The 19,343-nt window shown below is 44.6% G+C and carries 21 protein-coding genes; 1 reads left to right on the forward strand and 20 read right to left on the reverse strand.

Features of this window, described 5'->3' with window-relative positions:
• Position 1: 1 nt before the first annotated feature.
• On the reverse strand, positions 2 to 1,978 hold the full coding sequence (gene uvrB, locus D4N35_RS05285) for an excinuclease ABC subunit UvrB (protein WP_120071141.1): 1,977 nt from the start codon (positions 1,976 to 1,978) through the stop codon (positions 2 to 4).
• A 188-nt stretch (positions 1,979 to 2,166) separates the two neighbouring features.
• Here uvrB and D4N35_RS05290 point away from each other — a divergent pair, with 188 nt between their 5' ends.
• Positions 2,167 to 2,574, forward strand: a complete 408-nt coding sequence (locus tag D4N35_RS05290) for a PH domain-containing protein (RefSeq protein ID WP_120071145.1) — start codon at positions 2,167 to 2,169, stop codon at positions 2,572 to 2,574.
• A gap of 49 nt (positions 2,575 to 2,623) precedes the next feature.
• On the opposite strand, the gene D4N35_RS05295 is transcribed toward D4N35_RS05290, so the two are convergent.
• The 19 genes from D4N35_RS05295 to D4N35_RS05385 all read right to left on the reverse strand — a co-directional run bounded on the left by D4N35_RS05295 (position 2,624) and on the right by D4N35_RS05385 (position 19,332).
• Positions 2,624 to 3,976 carry an amino acid permease gene (locus tag D4N35_RS05295; RefSeq protein WP_120071147.1) on the reverse strand — a complete coding sequence of 451 codons (1,353 nt, stop codon included), beginning with the start codon at positions 3,974 to 3,976 and terminating at the stop codon, positions 2,624 to 2,626.
• 317 nt (positions 3,977 to 4,293) lie between these two features.
• Positions 4,294 to 5,172 carry a permease prefix domain 1-containing protein gene (locus D4N35_RS05300; RefSeq protein ID WP_120071150.1) on the reverse strand — a complete coding sequence of 293 codons (879 nt, stop codon included), beginning with the start codon at positions 5,170 to 5,172 and terminating at the stop codon, positions 4,294 to 4,296.
• Positions 5,173 to 5,176: 4 nt separating this feature from the next.
• Positions 5,177 to 5,509, reverse strand: coding sequence for a PadR family transcriptional regulator (locus D4N35_RS05305; protein WP_120071153.1), 333 nt, complete (start codon positions 5,507 to 5,509; stop codon positions 5,177 to 5,179).
• A gap of 149 nt (positions 5,510 to 5,658) precedes the next feature.
• A complete protein-coding gene (locus D4N35_RS05310; RefSeq protein ID WP_120071229.1) occupies positions 5,659 to 5,901 on the reverse strand; it encodes a DUF2164 domain-containing protein in 243 nt (80 codons plus the stop codon).
• A gap of 18 nt (positions 5,902 to 5,919) precedes the next feature.
• The gene (locus D4N35_RS05315) at positions 5,920 to 6,144 is read right to left on the reverse strand and encodes a hypothetical protein (protein ID WP_120071155.1); all 225 of its coding nucleotides are present in this window, start codon (positions 6,142 to 6,144) and stop codon (positions 5,920 to 5,922) included.
• A complete protein-coding gene (locus D4N35_RS05320; RefSeq protein WP_120071158.1) occupies positions 6,134 to 6,652 on the reverse strand; it encodes an RNA polymerase sigma factor in 519 nt (172 codons plus the stop codon). The genes D4N35_RS05315 and D4N35_RS05320 overlap by 11 nt, the downstream gene beginning before the upstream one ends.
• Positions 6,639 to 7,013 carry a hypothetical protein gene (locus D4N35_RS05325; protein WP_120071161.1) on the reverse strand — a complete coding sequence of 125 codons (375 nt, stop codon included), beginning with the start codon at positions 7,011 to 7,013 and terminating at the stop codon, positions 6,639 to 6,641. The genes D4N35_RS05320 and D4N35_RS05325 overlap by 14 nt, the downstream gene beginning before the upstream one ends.
• A 62-nt stretch (positions 7,014 to 7,075) precedes the next feature.
• Positions 7,076 to 7,744, reverse strand: a complete 669-nt coding sequence (locus tag D4N35_RS05330) for an HAD family hydrolase (RefSeq protein WP_120071163.1) — start codon at positions 7,742 to 7,744, stop codon at positions 7,076 to 7,078.
• Positions 7,745 to 7,771: 27 nt separating this feature from the next.
• A complete protein-coding gene (locus tag D4N35_RS05335; protein WP_120071166.1) occupies positions 7,772 to 8,731 on the reverse strand; it encodes a DMT family transporter in 960 nt (319 codons plus the stop codon).
• Between the two features lie 369 nt (positions 8,732 to 9,100).
• Positions 9,101 to 9,340 (reverse strand): DUF2198 family protein, encoded by a 240-nt coding sequence (locus D4N35_RS05340; RefSeq protein ID WP_120071169.1) that lies wholly within the window; start codon positions 9,338 to 9,340, stop codon positions 9,101 to 9,103.
• Between the two features lie 76 nt (positions 9,341 to 9,416).
• Positions 9,417 to 10,061, reverse strand: coding sequence for an HD domain-containing protein (locus D4N35_RS05345; protein ID WP_120071232.1), 645 nt, complete (start codon positions 10,059 to 10,061; stop codon positions 9,417 to 9,419).
• A gap of 100 nt (positions 10,062 to 10,161) precedes the next feature.
• Entirely contained in the window at positions 10,162 to 10,821 is a 660-nt protein-coding gene (phoU, locus tag D4N35_RS05350; protein ID WP_120071172.1) for a phosphate signaling complex protein PhoU, read from the reverse strand.
• Between the two features lie 25 nt (positions 10,822 to 10,846).
• Entirely contained in the window at positions 10,847 to 11,665 is an 819-nt protein-coding gene (pstB, locus tag D4N35_RS05355; RefSeq protein WP_120071175.1) for a phosphate ABC transporter ATP-binding protein PstB, read from the reverse strand.
• Positions 11,666 to 11,673: 8 nt separating this feature from the next.
• The gene (gene pstA / locus D4N35_RS05360) at positions 11,674 to 12,552 is read right to left on the reverse strand and encodes a phosphate ABC transporter permease PstA (RefSeq protein ID WP_208646271.1); all 879 of its coding nucleotides are present in this window, start codon (positions 12,550 to 12,552) and stop codon (positions 11,674 to 11,676) included.
• Positions 12,552 to 13,499, reverse strand: a complete 948-nt coding sequence (gene pstC, locus D4N35_RS05365; RefSeq protein WP_120071181.1) for a phosphate ABC transporter permease subunit PstC — start codon at positions 13,497 to 13,499, stop codon at positions 12,552 to 12,554. The genes pstA and pstC overlap by 1 nt, the downstream gene beginning before the upstream one ends.
• 62 nt (positions 13,500 to 13,561) lie before the next feature.
• Positions 13,562 to 14,542 (reverse strand): PstS family phosphate ABC transporter substrate-binding protein, encoded by a 981-nt coding sequence (locus tag D4N35_RS05370; RefSeq protein WP_120071183.1) that lies wholly within the window; start codon positions 14,540 to 14,542, stop codon positions 13,562 to 13,564.
• Between the two features lie 220 nt (positions 14,543 to 14,762).
• Entirely contained in the window at positions 14,763 to 16,526 is a 1,764-nt protein-coding gene (gene pnpS / locus D4N35_RS05375; RefSeq protein ID WP_120071185.1) for a two-component system histidine kinase PnpS, read from the reverse strand.
• A 2-nt stretch (positions 16,527 to 16,528) separates the two neighbouring features.
• Positions 16,529 to 17,236: a response regulator transcription factor gene (locus D4N35_RS05380; protein ID WP_120071187.1), complete on the reverse strand. Its 708-nt coding sequence runs from the start codon at positions 17,234 to 17,236 to the stop codon at positions 16,529 to 16,531.
• A gap of 2 nt (positions 17,237 to 17,238) precedes the next feature.
• Positions 17,239 to 19,332 (reverse strand): heavy metal translocating P-type ATPase, encoded by a 2,094-nt coding sequence (locus D4N35_RS05385; RefSeq protein ID WP_120071189.1) that lies wholly within the window; start codon positions 19,330 to 19,332, stop codon positions 17,239 to 17,241.
• Positions 19,333 to 19,343: the final 11 nt, after the last annotated feature.

Raw genomic sequence — 19,343 nt, forward strand, 5'->3', positions numbered from 1 at the left:
TTCATCCTTCCGCTTTCAACTCCAAAATGGCATCGCGAAGCTGCGCCGCCCGTTCAAAATCAAGCGCTTTTGCCGCTTCTTTCATTTCCTTCTCCATTGAAGTGATCAGCTTGTCTTTTTCCTTTTTCGTTAATTTTTTCGTATTTTCATAAGTGTATTCTTCTGTTTCCTCCGCTGCAACCGTCGCACGGATGACGTCGCGGACATCCTTTTGGATTGTTGTCGGCGTAATGCCATGCTTTTTGTTATATTCTTCCTGGATCGAGCGTCTCCGCTTCGTTTCTTTGATGGCCATATCCATGGAATCGGTGATTTTATCGGCATACATGATGACATGCCCGTTTGCGTTTCGCGCTGCCCGGCCAATTGTCTGGATGAGCGACCGTTCGGAACGCAAGAAACCTTCTTTATCCGCATCGAGAATGGCCACCAGGGACACTTCCGGTATGTCCAGCCCTTCCCGGAGAAGGTTGATTCCTACAAGGACATCATACTTTCCGAGCCTTAAATCGCGGATGATTTCAATCCTTTCCAAGGTTTTGATTTCAGAGTGCAGATACTGAACCTTTACCCCGACATCTTTTAAATAGTCCGTTAGATCTTCCGACATTTTTTTCGTGAGTGTCGTCACAAGGACACGCTCGTTTCTTTCAATCCGATCATTGATTTCACCAAGCAGGTCATCAATTTGCCCTTCAATGGGCCGGACATCGATCGTTGGATCAAGCAATCCTGTCGGACGGATGATCTGCTCGACCATTTCCGGTGTTTTTTCCAGTTCGTACGGTCCGGGAGTCGCAGATACAAACACAATCTGTTTAATATGTTTCTCAAATTCTTCGAACATGAGCGGCCGGTTATCAAGTGCTGACGGCAGGCGGAAACCGTGATCGACCAGCACCTGCTTCCTCGCCTGGTCACCATTGTACATTCCGCGGATTTGCGGAAGTGTGACGTGCGACTCATCGACGACGATTTGGAAATCGTCGGGAAAATAATCCAGCAGCGTAAAAGGAGTGGCGCCCGGCGGCCTTAAGGTCAAATGGCGGGAGTAATTCTCAATCCCTGCACAGAAGCCCATTTCCCTCATCATTTCCAGGTCATATCTCGTTCGTTGTTCGAGCCGCTGGGCTTCCAGCAGTTTTTCCTCCGCCCGCAATTCGGCCAGCCGTTCTTCCAATTCAAGCTCAATATTTTGAATAGCGATCCTCAGCTTCTCCTCACCCGTCACATAGTGGGAAGCAGGGAAGATGGCCGCATGCTCGCGGTCACCGACAATCTCCCCGGTTAAAGCGTCTACTACCCGGATGCGGTCGATTTCATCGCCGAAAAATTCCACCCGGATGCATTGTTCTTCACGGGCTACAGGGAAAATCTCCACGACATCCCCGCGAACGCGGAACGTTCCATTCGTAAATTCGATGTCATTGCGTGCATATTGCAGATCGACAAGCCTGCGTAAAAGCTGATTCCTTTCTATTTCCATCCCCGTGCGGAGTGACAGAACGTGATCCCGGTATTCTTCCGGGGAACCAAGGCCGTAAATGCAGGAGACACTGGCAATGATGATGACATCATTCCGCTCAAACAAAGCGGAAGTCGCCGAGTGCCTGAGCCGGTTGATTTCGTCATTTACGCTGGAATCTTTCTCAATGAACGTATCCGTCTGCGGTACATACGCTTCCGGCTGATAATAATCATAGAAGCTGACAAAATATTCGACGGCATTGTTCGGAAAAAACTCTTTGAATTCACTGTACAACTGTCCTGCAAGCGTCTTGTTGTGGGCAATGACAAGCGTCGGCTTGTTCACTTCCTTGATCATGTTTGAAACAGTGAACGTCTTACCGGTACCTGTCGCTCCCAATAGCGTCTGATACTTCTTTCCTGATTGGAAACCTTTAACAAGACGCTCGATCGCCTTTGGCTGGTCGCCAGCAGGCTTATATTTCGAAACTACTTCAAACTGGTTTTTCACACCGGCATCCTCCCGTTTTTCTTACTATATCTATGTTTTTCCATCATTTTATTAAAATAGCCATACAGTCATTTTACCACAAACGGCCCTTTCATAACCAGAAATATGCGAACGTATTTTCGACATTGTGCAAAATTCATGAAACAATTGGAGGCGTTTATCCGTATAAAAGTCATGGAGTTGATCAAATGGAGTTTTCATCAAGAAAAGATCTGTGGATGGGTGTGATTATTTGGGGTTGTATCGGTGCCTTCGTTTGGATATTCTATCAATCACTTTTCGTGAAATTTGATATTTTAGGGCTGGTGATTGCAGCAAGTATGATTTGTTTTTCAGGATCGATATGGTTTAATACCAAATACAAAATTGAAGGGGGCATGCTCAATATACATTTTGGCCCTATAAAAAAAACGATAGTCATTCAAAGCATCAAATCCATTCGTTTTGCGAAGAATCCATTCACGTCCCCTGCCCTGTCCATACATAAAATCGAAATTAACTATGGAAAATACGAAACTATTTCAATTTCTCCCAAAGATACAGATAGATTTATCGAGATACTAAAAAAGAATAATCCACAGATTAAAATGAAATAGACCGGCTGTACTTTCATACAACCGGCCAGTTTGCAGTTACGCCTGTTTCTCATCCTTCATTTTTCATTGCCCTGATTTTATATATGACAAACAGAAGAATAAACCACACAGGAGTTACGAACAACGCAATACGTGTGTCTTCCCCGAGTGCAAGCACTACCAAAATAAATCCGAAGAAAGCAAGGATTAAGTAATTGGTATACGGGAAGAGCGGCATCTTAAACTTGCTCTTTTTGGCCAATTCAGGCCTTGTTTTACGATATTTCAAATGGGCAAGAACTGTAATCCCCCAAATAAAGATAAAACAGAAAGTAGCAATACTTGATACAAGCGTAAATACTCCTTCCGGCATAATATAGTTCAGAACAACACCAATCAATATAATAACAGCTGAAAAGTACAAAGCAGCGGAAGGCACACGGTGAGATGTCAGCTTTTTAAATTTGTTTGGCGCCTGTCCATTTTTTGCAAGCGAGTAGACCATCCGGCTTGTACTAAAAATACCGCTGTTGCAAGCCGATGCTGCTGACGTCAGGACGACAAAGTTGACAATGCCGGCCGCGGCTGAAATACCGACCGCTGCAAAGACTTGGACAAACGGGCTTTCATTCGGCTTAACCGCTGTCCAAGGATAGATGCTCATGATCACCAGCAGTGCACCGATGTAAAAAATGATAATACGGATGGGAATATTATTGATTGCTCTCGGGATCACCTTTTCCGGGTCTTCTGTTTCACCAGCAGTGAGTCCCACAAGCTCAATTCCTGCAAACGCAAACATGACCATTTGAAAGGAAAGGATGAAACCGGTCATCCCATTCGGAAACATGCCGCCATGACTCCATAGGTTCTTGAAGCTGGAAGGGCCTGCATCTGTGGAAAAACCTTTCAAAATCATAATTATCCCGACTAAAATTAACGCTAAGATGGCGATGACTTTAATCAGGGCAAACCAAAATTCCATTTCTCCAAAATATTTTACGGCAGCAAGGTTGATCAACAACAATAAAATCAAAGCGATGAAGCCAGGTACCCACTGGGGGATGCTTGGGAACCAATATTGTGTATAGATCCCTACCGCCGTCAAGTCGGCCATTGCGATTGTGACCCAGCAGAACCAGTAAGTCCATCCGGTGATAAAGGCTGCCGTATCACCAAAATAGTCTTGGACGAAGTCTACAAAAGAATGATAGTTTAAATTGCTCAGCAGGATTTCTCCCAGCGAGCGCATGATTAAAAAGCCAATGACGCCTGTAATCAGGTATGCAAATAAAATAGACGGCCCTGCCAGATGGATGGATTTCCCCGCTCCGAGAAACAATCCCGTTCCGATCGCCCCACCTATGGCAATTAATTGTACGTGCCTGTTTTTTAAACCCCTTGATAGATTTTCTTGTTGCATGAAAATTACCTCTCTAACTGTTTAGGATTCGTGAAATTGTTCAAGTATCCCGGATGCAAAAACATTTCAGCTATCCCGCTTAGTGAAGCGATTACATTATCTAAACAAAATTTCTATTTATTTTATTTGCCTCTATTCAGACCGAAATAAAGACCTCCTTTTTTGTTACTTTACCACAAAAAATTTATTTATCACCACCATGCATTGTTATTGTACTATAACAAATGAGCGCGGTGTAAAATTAAAGAATTCTAAATAATTAAAAGACTGCCGAGAGGTTCCTTCCCGACAGCCTGAATAATGGGGTCTGACCCCCTTCAATCATAACTTTTCCCCTGTACCCAAAACTCAATGAACAGCTGGAGGGCAATTGCCGTTAAAAATACAACGACGGCATAGATGATCCCGAGCTTAAATCCCGCAAGGATGACCATGGCAATGGCAAAAACCCATAACGCGCCGGACAGCAAGCCTCCTTGGGCCATTCGCTGAGGATCCTTCTTCATGTAGCGCTCCGTCCAAATTTTTTGCTCCTCAATGACCCATGGCTTGTGGCGGCTTTTTTCAGTTAAAAGTAAAAAGGCCAATATTCCAACCCCCGGAATGACAAATGGAAGCAATGTTCCGAGAACGGCATGAATCCCCATATTGTCCATGAAGTACAAGGATGCGGCGGTGATCAAGCCGAAAAGGATTCCGCCTGCAGCAATGGCATAAATGAGGGCGCGGCCCCAAGACATCGGATAGTCACTGGCCGTCTCTTGCGTCAAACCGAGAAAGACAAAAGCGGCTCCGGAAATCACAATAAATGGAAGCGAGGATGAAATGCCTTCAGATATTACATCCGTTGAAAAATATGTGATGAATCCGACTGTCAGCCCAAACAAAAATAAAATTCCCGCGATGACGTACCCGATAGCATGTTTTAAACCTACCTCAACTTTGTGCTGAAAATACATCTGTCCAATCACTTCATTTCGTTTTTGGCGGCTGATATCATCCGCAATTGCCGTAATATCGCCTAATTCTCCAATGGCCTTTGTAAAAGCGGCATCATAATCCATGCCTTCAGTTTCAAAGTCTTTGATCCGTTCAAGCAAATTGGAAATGATTTCTTCTTTGAAATCCTGCAACTCAGCCGTTTCCTCATATCCCCTGAATAAATCTTCCACATACGTTTTTACTTTCTTGTTCATTTTATCACCCCTCAAGCAGTCGATTTAATATTTCCTGGGTAAACTGCCAATCTAACTTATTTTGATAATATTGTGTTTTCCCTTTTTCGGTAATCCGGTAATACTTTCGTCTCCCCCCTTGAGATTCGTCCCCCCAATAGGCGACAATAAGACCTTCCTTTTCCAGCCTTCGATAACTGGAGTACAGTGTGGCTTCTTTCAGCTCATATTGATCATCCGTCTTTTCCAAAATCGTCTTATAGATTTCATAACCATAACTGTCTCCTTTTTGTAAAATACTCAACACGATCGTATCCGTATGTCCCCGCAATAAATCAGAAGATAATTTCCCTTTCACTTTCTCACCACCCAATGTCAGGCCGATTATTATACATATAATATTACTTTGTCTGTCATAATAGTATATCAGATAAATAAATCTGTAAATAGGTTTTAATAAAAAATAAACAAAGCCGTCTGTATTCGTGTATGAATACAGACGGCTTTTCAGTCTGATAACCTTTTTTCCAACGCATATAAATCTTCTTCCAGCAACTGCATCCTTTGTTCCGCCACTTCTCTCGCGTCACGGATGCCTTCGTTGTAAAAAACGGGACCGAGCCTGTCTTTAATAAATTCAAAACAGATTTCGGCAGCGAATTCACCGATTTCCTCGCCGCGTTCTTTCAGGAAAAATTCCTGGATTTCCTGGATCATTTTTCTTTTTTTCTCTAAGGAAAGCTTAGGCATTAACATGGTTTGGCTCCTTTATAAAAATATGAACGGGATGCCGGAGATGGCTGAAATCAAAACCGGCAGAAATAGTAAGAGTGCCATTCCTCTTTCAGTAAATTCAACTTCCGGAAGGCGGACTGAATCGAATAGCCAGTTCGCCGCCCTTTCCATCCATGACTTTTCCATGGGAAAATCGGGCACTTCCACAACAAATTCATCCAGCTTTTGAAACAGTTTTTCATCGCTTTTATTTTTCATCTCCGTCCACCTCCAAATCATCCTTCAATTTTTTCATGGCATTGTGCAGCCTTGATTTAACCGTCCCAACCGGGATCCCCAAAATATCCGCCGTTTCCGTTTGCGTCAAATCATGATAATAAGTCAGCAATACGACTGCCCTTTGGAGTTCAGGCAATTGCTGCACTGCTTTCTGGACGGACAGCCTTTCTTCCATTGTAATGTCCGTTGTCCTGTCGGCCGCCACAAATGGCAGCAACGTCCAGAATTTTTTCCTTCTTTTCAACTTTGTAACCATCGTGTTGTACGCAATTTGAAAAAGGTACGTTCTGAACTTTCCTTTTTCGGGTGAATATCGTTGGTTTTTAAGCAATTTTTCAAACGTATCCTGAACCGTATCAATACTCAACTGCTGATCGCCGCTGTATCTGAAAACAAACTTGTAAAGCGGCTCCCTGTATATCTCATAAAGCGTTTCAACCGTTTCCGAGGATCCGTCTTCCAATTGGATTTTCCTACTTAAACTCATTTGGCCACCGCTCTTTGATTCCTTTGAAAACATACACCAGCTTTGTAATCATCCAAAGAAATGTAATCAGGCTGAACACAACCGTCTGATGAATGAAATATTGGATGATCGGGCTGTTGATATTATCCCCTCTTAACAGGAATACCAGCAGCCCTGTTATGTTTAAAAAAGTATAAATGGCAGCTATCAAAATAATTGTATCCCAGCGGGTCCAATAAAAATAGAAATCCGTCTTCGTAAAATCAATTTTCCCCCATTTATCACGGACAACCTTCTTGTTCATCGAAGCAATAACTCCAGCAAAAACGGAGCCAAGCACTGCGACCACTATACTGCTGACCACCCATCCTGTCACCGGCATATAAAACACTTCCCTTCCTGTCTCTTCGTTAAGTAATACAAACGGCGAGGCAGAAAGGTTCACTATCCACGAATTAATTTTTCTCCGGAAGAAGAGATAGACAGAATCAGATCTTCTAACGGCAGATCCGCCATTGAATTCAAGCGCAATTTATGGCCTTCAAAGTTCAAGTGGCCTGTCACTTTATTAGGAACAACTACCACATTCAGGCCGGCAGCCAAAGCCGCCCTCAAACCATTTTGCGAATCTTCAAAGGCTATTATCCTCTCAGGAGCAGCCCCCAAATCTTTGATGGCCGCTAAATATAACTCGGGATCCGGCTTGATATTAACCACATCATCCGCTGTTTTAATAACATCGAAATAGTCCTTAATTTCAAAGCGCTCCAAAAAGCCCTCCACCCAATTCCTGTTGGAGCTCGAGGCCAGGCCTATTTTAAGTCCGAGCTTTTTCGCTGAACTGATATATTCCAAGACTCCATCTCTCAGCTTCAAACCTTGTAATCGATCTTTATATATTGACTCGGCTTCTTTTATAACAGCTTCTTTTGTAAAAGAAACGTTCTTTTTCAGGTGCTCAAACAACACATCATCGGAAGTTCCGATACAGAGTGCAAATTCATCTATCGTCAAACCATAATCCAAATTACGGAAAACTTGGCGAAAAGCATCATACCAGACCGACTCGGTATCTACGATTAAACCATCAAAATCAAAAACGACTGCTTCCATCATTAAACCCCTCATTTTCTCAAAACATTACTGGGTGGCACTTCTCATTTCTTTTGCACGGGAAACATAACTGTGAAGCACCATCCCCGCCACAACAAGCATCATACCGATTAAGGAGGCTGGATCAGGCATAGGTGCGCTCAACACAACAATTTCCCCCAACAAAGCATAAGGCACTTCCAGTGATTGCGTAGCTTCGACAGCCGCGAGTTTTCCCATATTGTCTTTGACGGAATCTGTCGCTTTGAAAAATAAGACAGTAGCGATTACCCCGGAAGAAATGGCGACAAGAAGAGACTGAAACGTCTGCTCCTGTGAAGGAAGGGAACCCGTTGCAAGTTCCCAGCCGGCAAGGACCAGCCAAAATGGCATGCTTCCAAGCGTCATGCCCAAAACCCGCTGATATGTATCCAGACGGCCGCCGCAAACCCCCATCATTTTTCGGTTTCCGAGCGGGTATGCAAAGGAAGCCACTATAATCGGAATGACACAAAATAATACATTTTTTAGTGATAGTCCGTTCATATGCTCCAATTGCATCATAGCAATCCCAACTAAAATAATCAGCGACATGGCCAGCCCCCTATAGGGGATTTTTCCTCTGACAGAAATCCGGCCGGAAGAAGTCTGAATGGTCTCGTAAAAAAGCGGTGCCAACAGCGATCCCGAGATGATTGTTATTTGAAACGTGCTCGCAATCAGCCATCCCGGCCCATATCCTGCCGCAAATGTGAGTGGAGCATAAAACAAGCCGAATCCTACCGTGCTCCAAAGAAGCCATTCCCCCGGGTTCGCCTTCATCTCCTGGATCAGCCTGCGAAAGTTGCCCCTGACCATTACAATCACCAATAAAAAAGGAACCATGAATATATAACGAAGCGAGGCACTCCAAATCCAACTCCCGCCCGATAAATCCATTGCACGGTTAAAAATAAAAGTGAAAGCAAAAAAGAATGCAGCTACCACACCTAACAAAATTGGCCTCACGAGCCTCCCCCCAGTCACTTGCTTCGAAAATCGAAATATCAAAACATTTACATTATAATATGAAATGGTTGGACATTGATATAGATTCAAAGAAATTTATTTTCCACACAAGCTTCCGCAATCCCCCATTAAGAAAAGCGCAAGCGCCTTGCCCATCGACGTACAGACTGGAGTGCCTCCGACGAGATAAAGGAAACACGGCGAGGAACGAGCCGATGTTGACTTATCGTAGGAGGAGGTGCGAAGTCTGCTAGTCGATAGGCGCTGGAGCTAGACAACAAATGGCTTTGTTCAAAATTTTAAAGCTAAAACATCTTATGCTTTCTTACTCAGAAAAAAAGACACTCCCATTTCCAGCTGCACGCCAGGTCATGAAGTGTCATTCTTTCTTCTTTTTTCTTTCATTTGATTGACGATAAACAGTCCTAATGTGAGAGAAGCCGCCTCAATGATGATCAGCCACCATTTATGCAAGTATCCGTTGTATGCCGAAACGATGATCAACGCGACGACCAAAAGAAAGGAAACAAGGCGGCTGTAAGTTATCCGTACGAAGAAAATCATCATTAGAGCCGGCAAAAATATTGCGGATAAGATTTTATCTATCATGGCGATCCCCCATGTATAAACTCCGAGTCTTATCTATTAGTTTTTCCGAAAATGCCGAAAAGTGCAAGTCCCTTTTTCATTGATTCCTGCTTTCTTCAATCATTCTTTCGGTGATGGCCGTCAATTCACTTTGCTCAATGAAACGTTCACGGAGCATTTCCGGCAAGATCTCATCAAGGAAATATTGGACGCACGTCATATCTTTGAATAAGAGAATTGTGCTTAATGCCTCTTCGTAAATTTCCATAAACAGCGGCTCCGGGTTTTCTTTCTGGATCTCTCCGAACGATTCATACAAAAGGTCGATTTTATCTGCAACCGCCAAAATCCGCCCTTCCAGCGTATCATCTTTCCCTTCCTTGAAGCGTCCCAAATAAATTTTCTGGAATTCCGGCGGAAATTCCTTCTCCACGAACTTTCTTGTCATTTCTTCCTCCACTTCATTGAAAAGGCGCTTCAATTCTTTGGAGGCATATTTAACCGGTGTTTTGATGTCGCCGGTAAAAAGTTCGGCATAATCATGATTCAGCGCTTTTTCGTATAAAAGCCGCCAATCAACTGTCTGGCCGTCCATTTCTTCGACAGTTCCCAAAAACTGGGCGATTTTCGTCACTTTGAATGAATGGCTGGCCACGGAATGTTCCTGAAATTTGAACTTTCCGGGGCAACGGTAGATTTTCTCCAAATCAGACAAACTTTTAAAATAATGATGGATCCCCATTTGAATCACCTGCTGCTTTCTTATTTCGAAAGATTGTATCATGAAGGCATTCGCATTTAAAATCAAAAGGACTTTTCCCATCGGAAAAAGCCCTTCAATGCTATTGATTCAACTCCACTTTATTGCCCGATTCCATGTACACGATCCACTCACAAATATTGGTGACATAATCGCCGATCCGTTCCAAATATTGTGCAGTAAGCAGAAGGTGCGTTGCTTGATTGATCAGTGACTGATCGTGCGTCATCAGTCCAACAAGGTCTGTAAAAATCTTTTTATACAGAGCATCCACCTGGTCATCCCGGTTCGCAATGATTTTTGCCTCATCCTTATCCATCCGGATGTAGGCGTCCAACGCGTCACGGACCATTTCCTGAACCAGTTTCCCCATTTTCGGAATATCGATAAGTGGTTTTGCGTAAGCTTCTCCCTGCAGCCTTACGGTCGTTTTGGCGATGCTCACAGCATGGTCCGCTATCCGTTCAAGGTCTGTTGACACCTTAAGAGTGGTCGCAATCCTTCGGAGGTCGCTTCCCACCGGCTGCTGCAAAGCAATCAATGTAAAGCATTTTCTTTCGATGTCCATTTCCGCATCATTGATTTCCCTGTCGCCGTCGATCACTTCTTGAGCAAGCTCTACATTTTTATCAACCAATGCCTTCACCCCTTGATGAAGGGCCTCTTCCACCAGCATTCCCATTGTAAGCAGCTGATGGTGCAGGTTTTGCAACTGCTCATCAAATTGGTTTCTGACTGCCATCTGCCAGCCTCCTTTTTATATTGATCTATCCAAATCGGCCTGTTATATAGTCTTCCGTCCTTTTGTCATCCGGATTGGAGAACATGGCCGATGTCTTGTTGAACTCAACCAGTTCCCCATTTAAGAAAAAGGCGGTCTTATCCGAGATGCGTGCCGCCTGCTGCATGTTATGCGTTACAATAATGATGCTGAAGTTTTCCTTCAATTCCTGCACAAGCTCTTCCACTTTTAAAGTGGAGATCGGGTCAAGAGCCGAAGTCGGTTCATCCATCAAAATGACATCCGGTTCAATCGCAAGGCATCTTGCGATACAAAGCCGCTGCTGCTGTCCCCCGGAAAGTCCGTAGGCATTTTCATTCAGCCGGTCTTTCACTTCATCCCAAAGCGCAGCGCCCTGCAAGCTTTTTTCCACAATTTCATTTAAGATTTTCTTGTCCCGTATACCATGGATCCGAGGGCCATAAACAACGTTCTCATAAATGGATTTTGGAAACGGATTTGGTTTTTGAAACACCATCCCCACTTTTGTCCTCAATTCTTCGACTCCGAACTGATTGTCCAGAATATTGCTGCCTCTATACAGCAGCCTGCCGGACATTTTCACAGAAGGAACAAGCTCTACCATCCGGTTAAGGGCTTTGATGAATGTTGATTTTCCACATCCGGATGGTCCGATGATAGCTGTAACCTCATTCTCCGCAATGTCAAAATCAATATTTTTCAAGGCTTGCTTTTCTCCGTACCAGAGGTTAAAATTTTCCGCTTGAAAAACATGATTCTTCTGGACCTGGATATCCGGTTTGACTGTTTGTTCTTCCCTGGCCAATGTTGTAATCAAAATCATCCCTCCTATTAATAACGCTTGGAAAATTTATTTCTTATGATAATGGCTATGGAATTCATCAAAAGCAGCATGAGAAGCAGTACGATGATTCCGGCTGCCGCTACATCATGAAATGCTGCCTGAGGCCTGCTGGTCCAGTTGAAAATTTGAATAGGCATAACGGTAAACCCTGACCAAATACTTTCGGGTATAAAGGCAACAAACGTCAAAGCCCCGATCATAATGAGCGGAGCCGTTTCCCCGACTGCACGTGATAATGCCAATATTCCTCCTGTCAATATGCCTGGAATCGCCGCCGGTAAAATGACATGGCGGACCGTTTGCCATTTTGTAGCTCCCATTCCGTATGACGCCTCCTGCAATTCTTTAGGGACAGCGCGGATTGCTTCTTGCGAAGCTACGACAATAATGGGAAGAATCAAAAGGCTCATGGTCAATCCACCGGCAAGAACGCTCCTTCCCATTTCCATCATCCGGACAAATACAGTCAATCCCAACAAACCGAAAACGATGGACGGAACACCTGCCAAATTGGAGATATTCATTTGAATAAAGCGGGTAAACCTGCTTTTCTTCGCATACAGCTCGAGATAGATGGCGCACCCAACGCCTAACACGATAGAAACAGGACCTGTAATGGCCATCAGCCAAATCGTTCCAAAAATAGCAGCTTTGATGCCCGCTTCTTCAGGCCTGCGTGAAGCAAAGCTAGTAAAGAAATCAAGATCCAAATAGCTGTATCCTTGGGAAAATATCCGGTAAATCAATATTCCCAATACAAGCAATCCGACCGATGCGGCAAGCATGAACAGCCACTTTGACAATCGGTTTTTCATAAGGCGGAAGCCGGTCCTTTTCGCTATCTTTTCATCATTTATCCATTCCATCAGTATTCCTCCCTAAAGCGCTTGGAGATCCATTGGGCTATGATGTTCATGACGAGGGTAAAAATGAACAGCGCCATTCCGACCGCATAAATGCTGTAGTAAATGGTGGAGCCATATGAGGCATCCCCCAGACTCACCTGCACAATATAGGCCGTCATCGTCTGAATCGTTTCCGTCGGATCAAAGGTCAGGTTCGGTTTAGAACCGCCTGCAATTGTGACGATCATCGTTTCACCGATCGCACGGGAGATCCCCAATACACACGAAGCGACAATTCCGGATAATGCAGCAGGCAAGACCACTTTTAGCGACACTTCCAATTTGGTTGACCCCAGCGCCAACGCGCCTTCCCTTATGGATCGCGGAACTGAGCTCATCGCATCTTCGGAAAGGGATGCAATCATCGGAATGATCATGATGCCCATAACAATTCCCGGACTTAATGCATTGAAAAATTGCAAGTCCGGTATAATTTTTTGTAAAAGAGGCGTGACAAAGGTCAAAGCAAAAAAACCATATACGATGGTTGGAATTCCGGCGAGGACTTCCAAAATGGGCTTAACGATTTTCCTGACCCGATCACTGGCATACTCACTTAAATAAACGGCTGTCGCAAGACCGATCGGAACCGCAACAACCATGGCTATGACAGCAACAAGCAAGGTACCTGAAATCAGTGGCGCTATACCATATTGAGGATCAGCTTCGAAAAACGGGAACCATTCTTTGCTGGTAAGAAATTCTATTATGTGAACACGTTCAAAAAACGTAATGGTTTCCACCAGTAATGTAATGACAATCCCAATCGTAGTTAAAATGGAAATAGCTGCCATTATAAAAAGAAAAATAGGAACGCATTTTTCAATCATCCCTTGCTTAAACCTGGATTTTCTTTTATTTTCTTCAATGAGTACGGAAACTGATTTTCTTTCCGCTTTTAACTCCATAAGGAAAACTCCTCACTATTTTCATAGTAAAGGGAGAGGGGACTCCCCCTCGCCTGATCATATTACTTTGAAACTTCTTCCAATTTTTCAAGTGCGGCCTTATATTCATCGTCTTTAAGGCTGATGTATCCAACTTCTTCAGCCAGGGTTCCGGCATTTTCAAGGGCAAATTTCACATACTCGTAAACTTGCGGTTTCCCTGTTAATGCTTCGTTGCTAACATAGAAGTATAGCGGACGGGAAAGCGGCTCATATACGCCATTCATGATCGTGTCATGGTCAGGAGTGACTGCCTCTCCTTTACTGTTGACGATCGGCACAACCTTTAGGTTGTCCTTATTTTCAACATAATACGAGAAGCCGAAAAATCCGATTCCGCCTTTGTCTCCCATTACACCTTGTACAAGCACATTGTCATCTTCAGATAATGTAGCGTCTTTTCTCATCTGCCCATCTTCGAGGATCACTTCATTCCAGTAATCATACGTACCGGAGTCTGTACCTGGACTGAAGAAAGTCACCGGCTCTTTTGGCCAACCGTCACGGACATCTGCCCATGTTTTCACATTACCGTCTTCCAGCCACATTTTTTTCAATTCATCAATAGTCAGCTGATCGACAAAGTCGTTATCTTTGTTTACTACGACAGATATACCGTCATAGGCGATTTCGAATTCTGTATAATCAATGCCCGCTTCTTCCAGCAGCTTCTCCTCTTCATCTTTTATCGGACGTGAGGCATTGCTTATATCCGTTTCTCCTGCAATGAATTTCTTAAATCCGCCTCCGGTTCCTGAAACTCCCACCGGCGCCTTGACATCCGGCTGCTCCGCAGCAAATTCCTCAGATACTGCTTCCATGATCGGGAAAACAGTCGAAGATCCATCAATGCCGACGGAACCCGTCAACTTATCATTGGATGTCTCTTCCACTTTCGAAGTATTGTTCTCATTTCCTTTAGCACTGCCGTCACCATTTCCACAACCGGCAAATAATAGAGCTGAAGATAAGGCGACTGTCGCAAACGCGGATTTCCATTTCATTCGTCATTTTCCCCCTAATATTCTTTGTTCGATTTCAATGAATATATTACTCTCCCTATATCAACTTTCGATTAATGCAATGTAAAGATTATGTAAAGATGATTTTAAAAATGGGGGTGAATATTTAGTAGACTTCCCGGAATCCCATGCATTCCCTCATTCCTTCAGATTCCATGCATGTTCCTGACAAAAAACCCCGCTCCCTTTCCGGGTGCGAGGATCATTGTTTCTTCGGCAGGATAACAGTAAATTCCGTTCCGCTGCCTTCTTCACTTTCGACTTCAATTTTTCCGTTATGTGATTCCACCAGATGTTTCACAATCGCCAGGCCTAGGCCGGTTCCTCCCGAATTCCGGGATCTCCCCTTGTCCACTCTGTAAAAACGCTCAAACAACCGCGGCAAATCTTTTTTGGCGATTCCGATTCCTGTATCTTTGACGCTGATTGCAATCCGGTCTCCCCTGTCAGTAATCGAAACAGTAATTTTCCCGCCAGCCGGAGTATAGGAGACTGCGTTTGAGACCAGGTTCAGAATGATTTGCTGAATCCGGTCCTTTTGCCCCTCGACCCAAATCTCGCGTTCTGCCGGCAATAGAAGTTCCAATCCTTTTTTCTCGATATCTTTTCTGACTGTATCAGCGACACGATCCACAACTTCCGCCACATTGACATTTTCCATCTCCAGCGGGATCATATGCTGTTCGATCTTCGACAGATGAAGGATATCATTGATCAGACGATGGAGCCGCTCACTTTCTTTATGAATGATGCCGAGGAAATGGTGCAGCGCCTCTTCATCCTCCATTGCGCCGTCAAGCAATGTTTCTGTAAAACCTTTGACGGAAGTAATCGGCGTTTTCAATTCGTGGGAAACATTAGCGATAAATTCGCTTCTCATTTTTTCAAGGCGGCGGATGTCTGTTATGTCATGAAGTACCGCCACAATCCCCTTTAGCTCGCCGTTTTCTCCAACATATGGCGCAAGGTGCGCATCCAGTATCCGTTCGTCCGGATAATAAAATTGTATTTCATCCCTGATTTCCGATTGTTCATTCAGGCAGCGATCGATCAGCCGGCTCAGGCCTGCATTTTTGACGATTTCCACATGCTGCTTTCCTGTAAATGCTAATGGATCCGCATTAAGCATGCAGCCAATCGCCCGATTAGCCAATAAAATTTTTCCGTTCTTGTCCACAAGAAGCACGCCGCTCATCATATTCCGTAAAACTCCTGAAAGCTGCTGCTCGTTTTCCTGGATTTTTTCCATTTGGCTTTTCAGACTGGCAGCAAGTACGTTGATGGCATTGGCAAGCTGCCCCAATTCCCCTTTGGGCTGCATCCTGACCCTCGCGGTGTAATCCTTGTCTTTCAACTTTTCGGATACAAGCATCATTTCTTCAATGGGCTTTGCGATGCCTTTGGCGATTCTGATTCCAATCAATGCTGTCAGCAGCAGTGCGGCTAAAAGAACGATTGTCAATGTGTTCCTTAAATGCCTGATTGCTTTTTCAATGTTTTCGAGAGAAAGGGCCACCCTTACAACGCCTTCAACCTCTCCATTGATTTCCACGGGAATGGCCGCATACATCATACTGTAACCGAGGGTGTGGCTGTATCTCGTTGATATGCCGGATTCCTTCCCCTTGTCTATGACTTGCTTGACTTCAGGACGGTCCAAGTGATTTTCCATGGACGCAGGGTCGTCTTCCGAGTCAGCCAATACTTTTCCATTACGGTCGATGACCGTCACCCGTGATGTCACCGGTGCGGATAATTCCTTAACTTTTGACTGCAGGCCTTCCTGCTCAATTCCTTCCAGCTCCAATGCCTGTAAAATAAGATGGGCTGTTTGTTTGAGCTGGCTCTCTTTCAAATCCATGTATGTATTTTTCATTGTGTTGGCCAAAAAGAGGCCGGATCCGAGCAAGGCGAAAAACATGAGCAGCAAAAAAGAGAACGTAATGCGCACCCAAAGCTTATGCATTCTTAAGGCCTCTCCATTTTATAGCCGAATCCACGGATTGTTTTAATATAGCGAGGACGCCGTGTATCTTCTTCGATTTTTTCCCGCAAATTGCTGATATGGACATCGACGATTCTGGAATCCCCTACAAAGTCGTAATTCCAGATGGCATCCAAAAGCTGCGTTCTGCTCAATACTTTCCCTTCATTTGAAGCAAGATACAATAAAAGCTCAAACTCCTTTGGAGTCAGCTCCAGTCTTTCCCCATCCAGCAATGCTTCGTACCTTTCAGGGTAAATCGTAACCTGTCCCAATTCCACCACTGGTTCGGGATCCTTGTCCGATGCTGCGCTGCCTTCTTCGAATGTTTTGGTCCTTCGCAAAATAGCTTTCACCCGTGCGACGACTTCACGCGGACTGAAAGGTTTTGTCAAATAATCATCCGCCCCGAGCTCGAGCCCGAGCACTTTATCAAATTCATCGCCACGGGCTGTGAGCATTAAAATAGGGGTATCCACTTTTTCCTGGCGAAGGGTTTTGCATATATCCATTCCGTCCATTCCAGGAAGCATCAAATCCAAAATCATCAGATCCGGCTGCTCTTCCATGGCTTTTTTCAACCCTTCATTGCCGTCCGAAGCCGTCAGCACGGAGAAACCTGCCTTTTCCAGGTTATATTGAAGCAATGTCACAATTGACGGCTCATCTTCCACAACTAGAATTCGTTCCATTTTCACAAGCCTCCTGATTTAGAGTGCACGCTGCCGCCTGTCTTGTCAATCAAAATCGTCAGGCTGATCAGCGTGACAATGATCGTGGCGCCCATATCCGAAAGGATGGCGATCCATAATGTGAGGAGGCCTGGAATGGTCAACAGCAGGGCGATAAGCTTCAAGCCAAGAGCCAAAGAAATATTCAACTTGATAATGGAATTTACCCGTTTGGCAATTTTGATGGCGCTCGGCAGCTTGCTCAAGTGATCCTGCATTAATACGATATCAGCAGTTTCAATAGCGCTGTCGGTCCCTTTGCCCATCGCAATTCCAAGATCGGCGACAGCCAAAGCAGGAGCGTCGTTGATGCCATCCCCAACCATCGCTGTTTTCCTTTCATGGATCAGATCGTTGATTTTCTCCACTTTCTGATCGGGCAGCAAATTGGCGTAAAAGTCGGTTAATCCGACGGCGTCAGCCACTTTTTTTGCCGTTTTTTCATGATCTCCTGTCAACATAACCGTCTTCTGTACACCCGCTTGATACAATTGCTGGATTACGTCTCTGCTCTCGGGGCGTATTTCATCTGCGATCCCAAACAATCCGAGAACACGTGAATCATCTGAAACGGCTACAAGCGTATATCCTGCATTTTTCAACTGGTCGATATCCGCACGAATTTCACCGTTGACTGCACCGGAAGGAATGCTCGCTTCATTGCCAAGACGATATAGTTTGCCCGATACGAAGGCTTCGACTCCCTGCCCGGCAATCGTCGTGATATTGTCAGGCTCTTCCAACGAAATATCATGTTTTTCCACTTCTTTCATGACTGCTTTAGCCAAAGGATGAGAAGAGGATCTTTCAATGGAACCCGCCACTTTAAAAAATTCCTCTTCGTGATAAGCAATCACTTTTTCCACATGAGGCTCGCCTTTAGTCAAAGTCCCTGTCTTATCGAAAGCGATTGTTTCAATTTGTCCGAGCTGCTCTAAAAAGACTCCGCCCTTCACTAAAATTCCATTTCGGGCATTGCGTGTAATCCCCGAGATGATCGCAATCGGAGAAGAAATGATCAAAGCGCATGGACATCCGACAATCAATACGGCAAGTCCTTGGTAAAACCAGCTTCCCCAGTCACCGCCAAATAGCGGAGGAACCGCCATGACGCCAGCCGCGACCACCATGATCAAAGGGGTATAGTATTTGGCGAACTTGTTGATGAACTGCTCTGTCGGGGTTTTCGTTTCTTGTGCTTCTTCCACCAGATGGAGAATTTTCGCAAGCGAAGAATCCTCGTAAGATTTAGTAATTCTCACTTTCAAAACGCCCTCGTTGTTGATGCTTCCGCCAAAAACAGGCTCCCCTGCTGCTTTATCGACAGGCATGGACTCTCCTGTTATGGCAGCTTCATTGACAGAGCTGCTTCCGTCAATGACAACTCCGTCCGATGGAATTTTTTGGCCCGATTTCACAAGAACGATATCATCTGTTTTCAATTCTGCTACAGGCAATACTTTTTCTTGTCCCCCTATAAGGACAATCGCTTCCTTCGGCGCTGCATCCAGAAGTGTTTCCATTGATTTTCGGGCCTTTTCCATTCCAAGGCCTTCCAAGTATTCATTGATCCCGAACAGAATCGCAACAAGGGTCCCTTCTTTCCACTCGCCGATTCCAAACGCCCCGATCAATGCGATCGTCATGAGTGTATCGATATTGAATTTGAACTTAAAAAGATTTTTCAATCCTTTTAAAAACGTCGAGTATCCGCTCAATGCCGCCGCAGCCACATAAAGGACGACAGCCGGCCACCCCGGCAATGCTTTTTCAAAAATCATGGCTGCAAAATACAAAATAGCAGAAGTGCCGATCAAAAATAACAGCTTGCGTCCGGTTCCCTGATCGTGGTCATGCTCTTCTTCTTTTACAATCGAGGCCCCGTCTCCCGCCAAAATCTTTTCAACCTTATTTAATTCAATCTCCTCTGACACAACCAATTTACTTGAATTGAACAGGACTTTTGCATCCTCCCCATGATTCAATTTCTGTATTTCCTCTTCAAGCTCCCTCGCACAATTCGCGCATGAAAGCCCCTGCAGCCGGTATTCAGCCATTTTCAAAACCT

It is taken from the genome of Siminovitchia fortis, from assembly GCF_003605365.2.
Lineage (GTDB): Bacteria > Bacillota > Bacilli > Bacillales > Bacillaceae_C > Siminovitchia > Siminovitchia fortis.

Bases quoted from the DNA above. Each gene is read 5' to 3' on its own strand.
- D4N35_RS05345 (WP_120071232.1), bottom strand. From the start codon at position 10,061: ATGGGGATCCATCATTATTTTAAAAGTTTGTCTGATTTGGAGAAAATC.
- D4N35_RS05325 (WP_120071161.1), bottom strand. From the start codon at position 7,013: ATGCCGGTGACAGGATGGGTGGTCAGCAGTATAGTGGTCGCAGTGCTT.
- D4N35_RS05370 (WP_120071183.1), bottom strand. From the start codon at position 14,542: ATGAAATGGAAATCCGCGTTTGCGACAGTCGCCTTATCTTCAGCTCTA.
- pstC (WP_120071181.1), bottom strand. From the start codon at position 13,499: ATGGAGTTAAAAGCGGAAAGAAAATCAGTTTCCGTACTCATTGAAGAA.
- D4N35_RS05300 (WP_120071150.1), bottom strand. From the start codon at position 5,172: ATGAACAAGAAAGTAAAAACGTATGTGGAAGATTTATTCAGGGGATAT.
- pnpS (WP_120071185.1), bottom strand. From the start codon at position 16,526: ATGCATAAGCTTTGGGTGCGCATTACGTTCTCTTTTTTGCTGCTCATG.
- D4N35_RS05320 (WP_120071158.1), bottom strand. From the start codon at position 6,652: ATGAGTTTAAGTAGGAAAATCCAATTGGAAGACGGATCCTCGGAAACG.
- D4N35_RS05380 (WP_120071187.1), bottom strand. From the start codon at position 17,236: ATGGAACGAATTCTAGTTGTGGAAGATGAGCCGTCAATTGTGACATTG.
- D4N35_RS05295 (WP_120071147.1), bottom strand. From the start codon at position 3,976: ATGCAACAAGAAAATCTATCAAGGGGTTTAAAAAACAGGCACGTACAA.
- D4N35_RS05385 (WP_120071189.1), bottom strand. From the start codon at position 19,332: ATGGCTGAATACCGGCTGCAGGGGCTTTCATGCGCGAATTGTGCGAGG.
- D4N35_RS05330 (WP_120071163.1), bottom strand. From the start codon at position 7,744: ATGGAAGCAGTCGTTTTTGATTTTGATGGTTTAATCGTAGATACCGAG.
- D4N35_RS05310 (WP_120071229.1), bottom strand. From the start codon at position 5,901: ATGCCTAAGCTTTCCTTAGAGAAAAAAAGAAAAATGATCCAGGAAATC.
- phoU (WP_120071172.1), bottom strand. From the start codon at position 10,821: ATGGCAGTCAGAAACCAATTTGATGAGCAGTTGCAAAACCTGCACCAT.
- D4N35_RS05340 (WP_120071169.1), bottom strand. From the start codon at position 9,340: ATGATAGATAAAATCTTATCCGCAATATTTTTGCCGGCTCTAATGATG.
- pstA (WP_208646271.1), bottom strand. From the start codon at position 12,552: ATGGAATGGATAAATGATGAAAAGATAGCGAAAAGGACCGGCTTCCGC.
- D4N35_RS05290 (WP_120071145.1), top strand. From the start codon at position 2,167: ATGGAGTTTTCATCAAGAAAAGATCTGTGGATGGGTGTGATTATTTGG.
- pstB (WP_120071175.1), bottom strand. From the start codon at position 11,665: ATGATTTTGATTACAACATTGGCCAGGGAAGAACAAACAGTCAAACCG.
- D4N35_RS05315 (WP_120071155.1), bottom strand. From the start codon at position 6,144: ATGAAAAATAAAAGCGATGAAAAACTGTTTCAAAAGCTGGATGAATTT.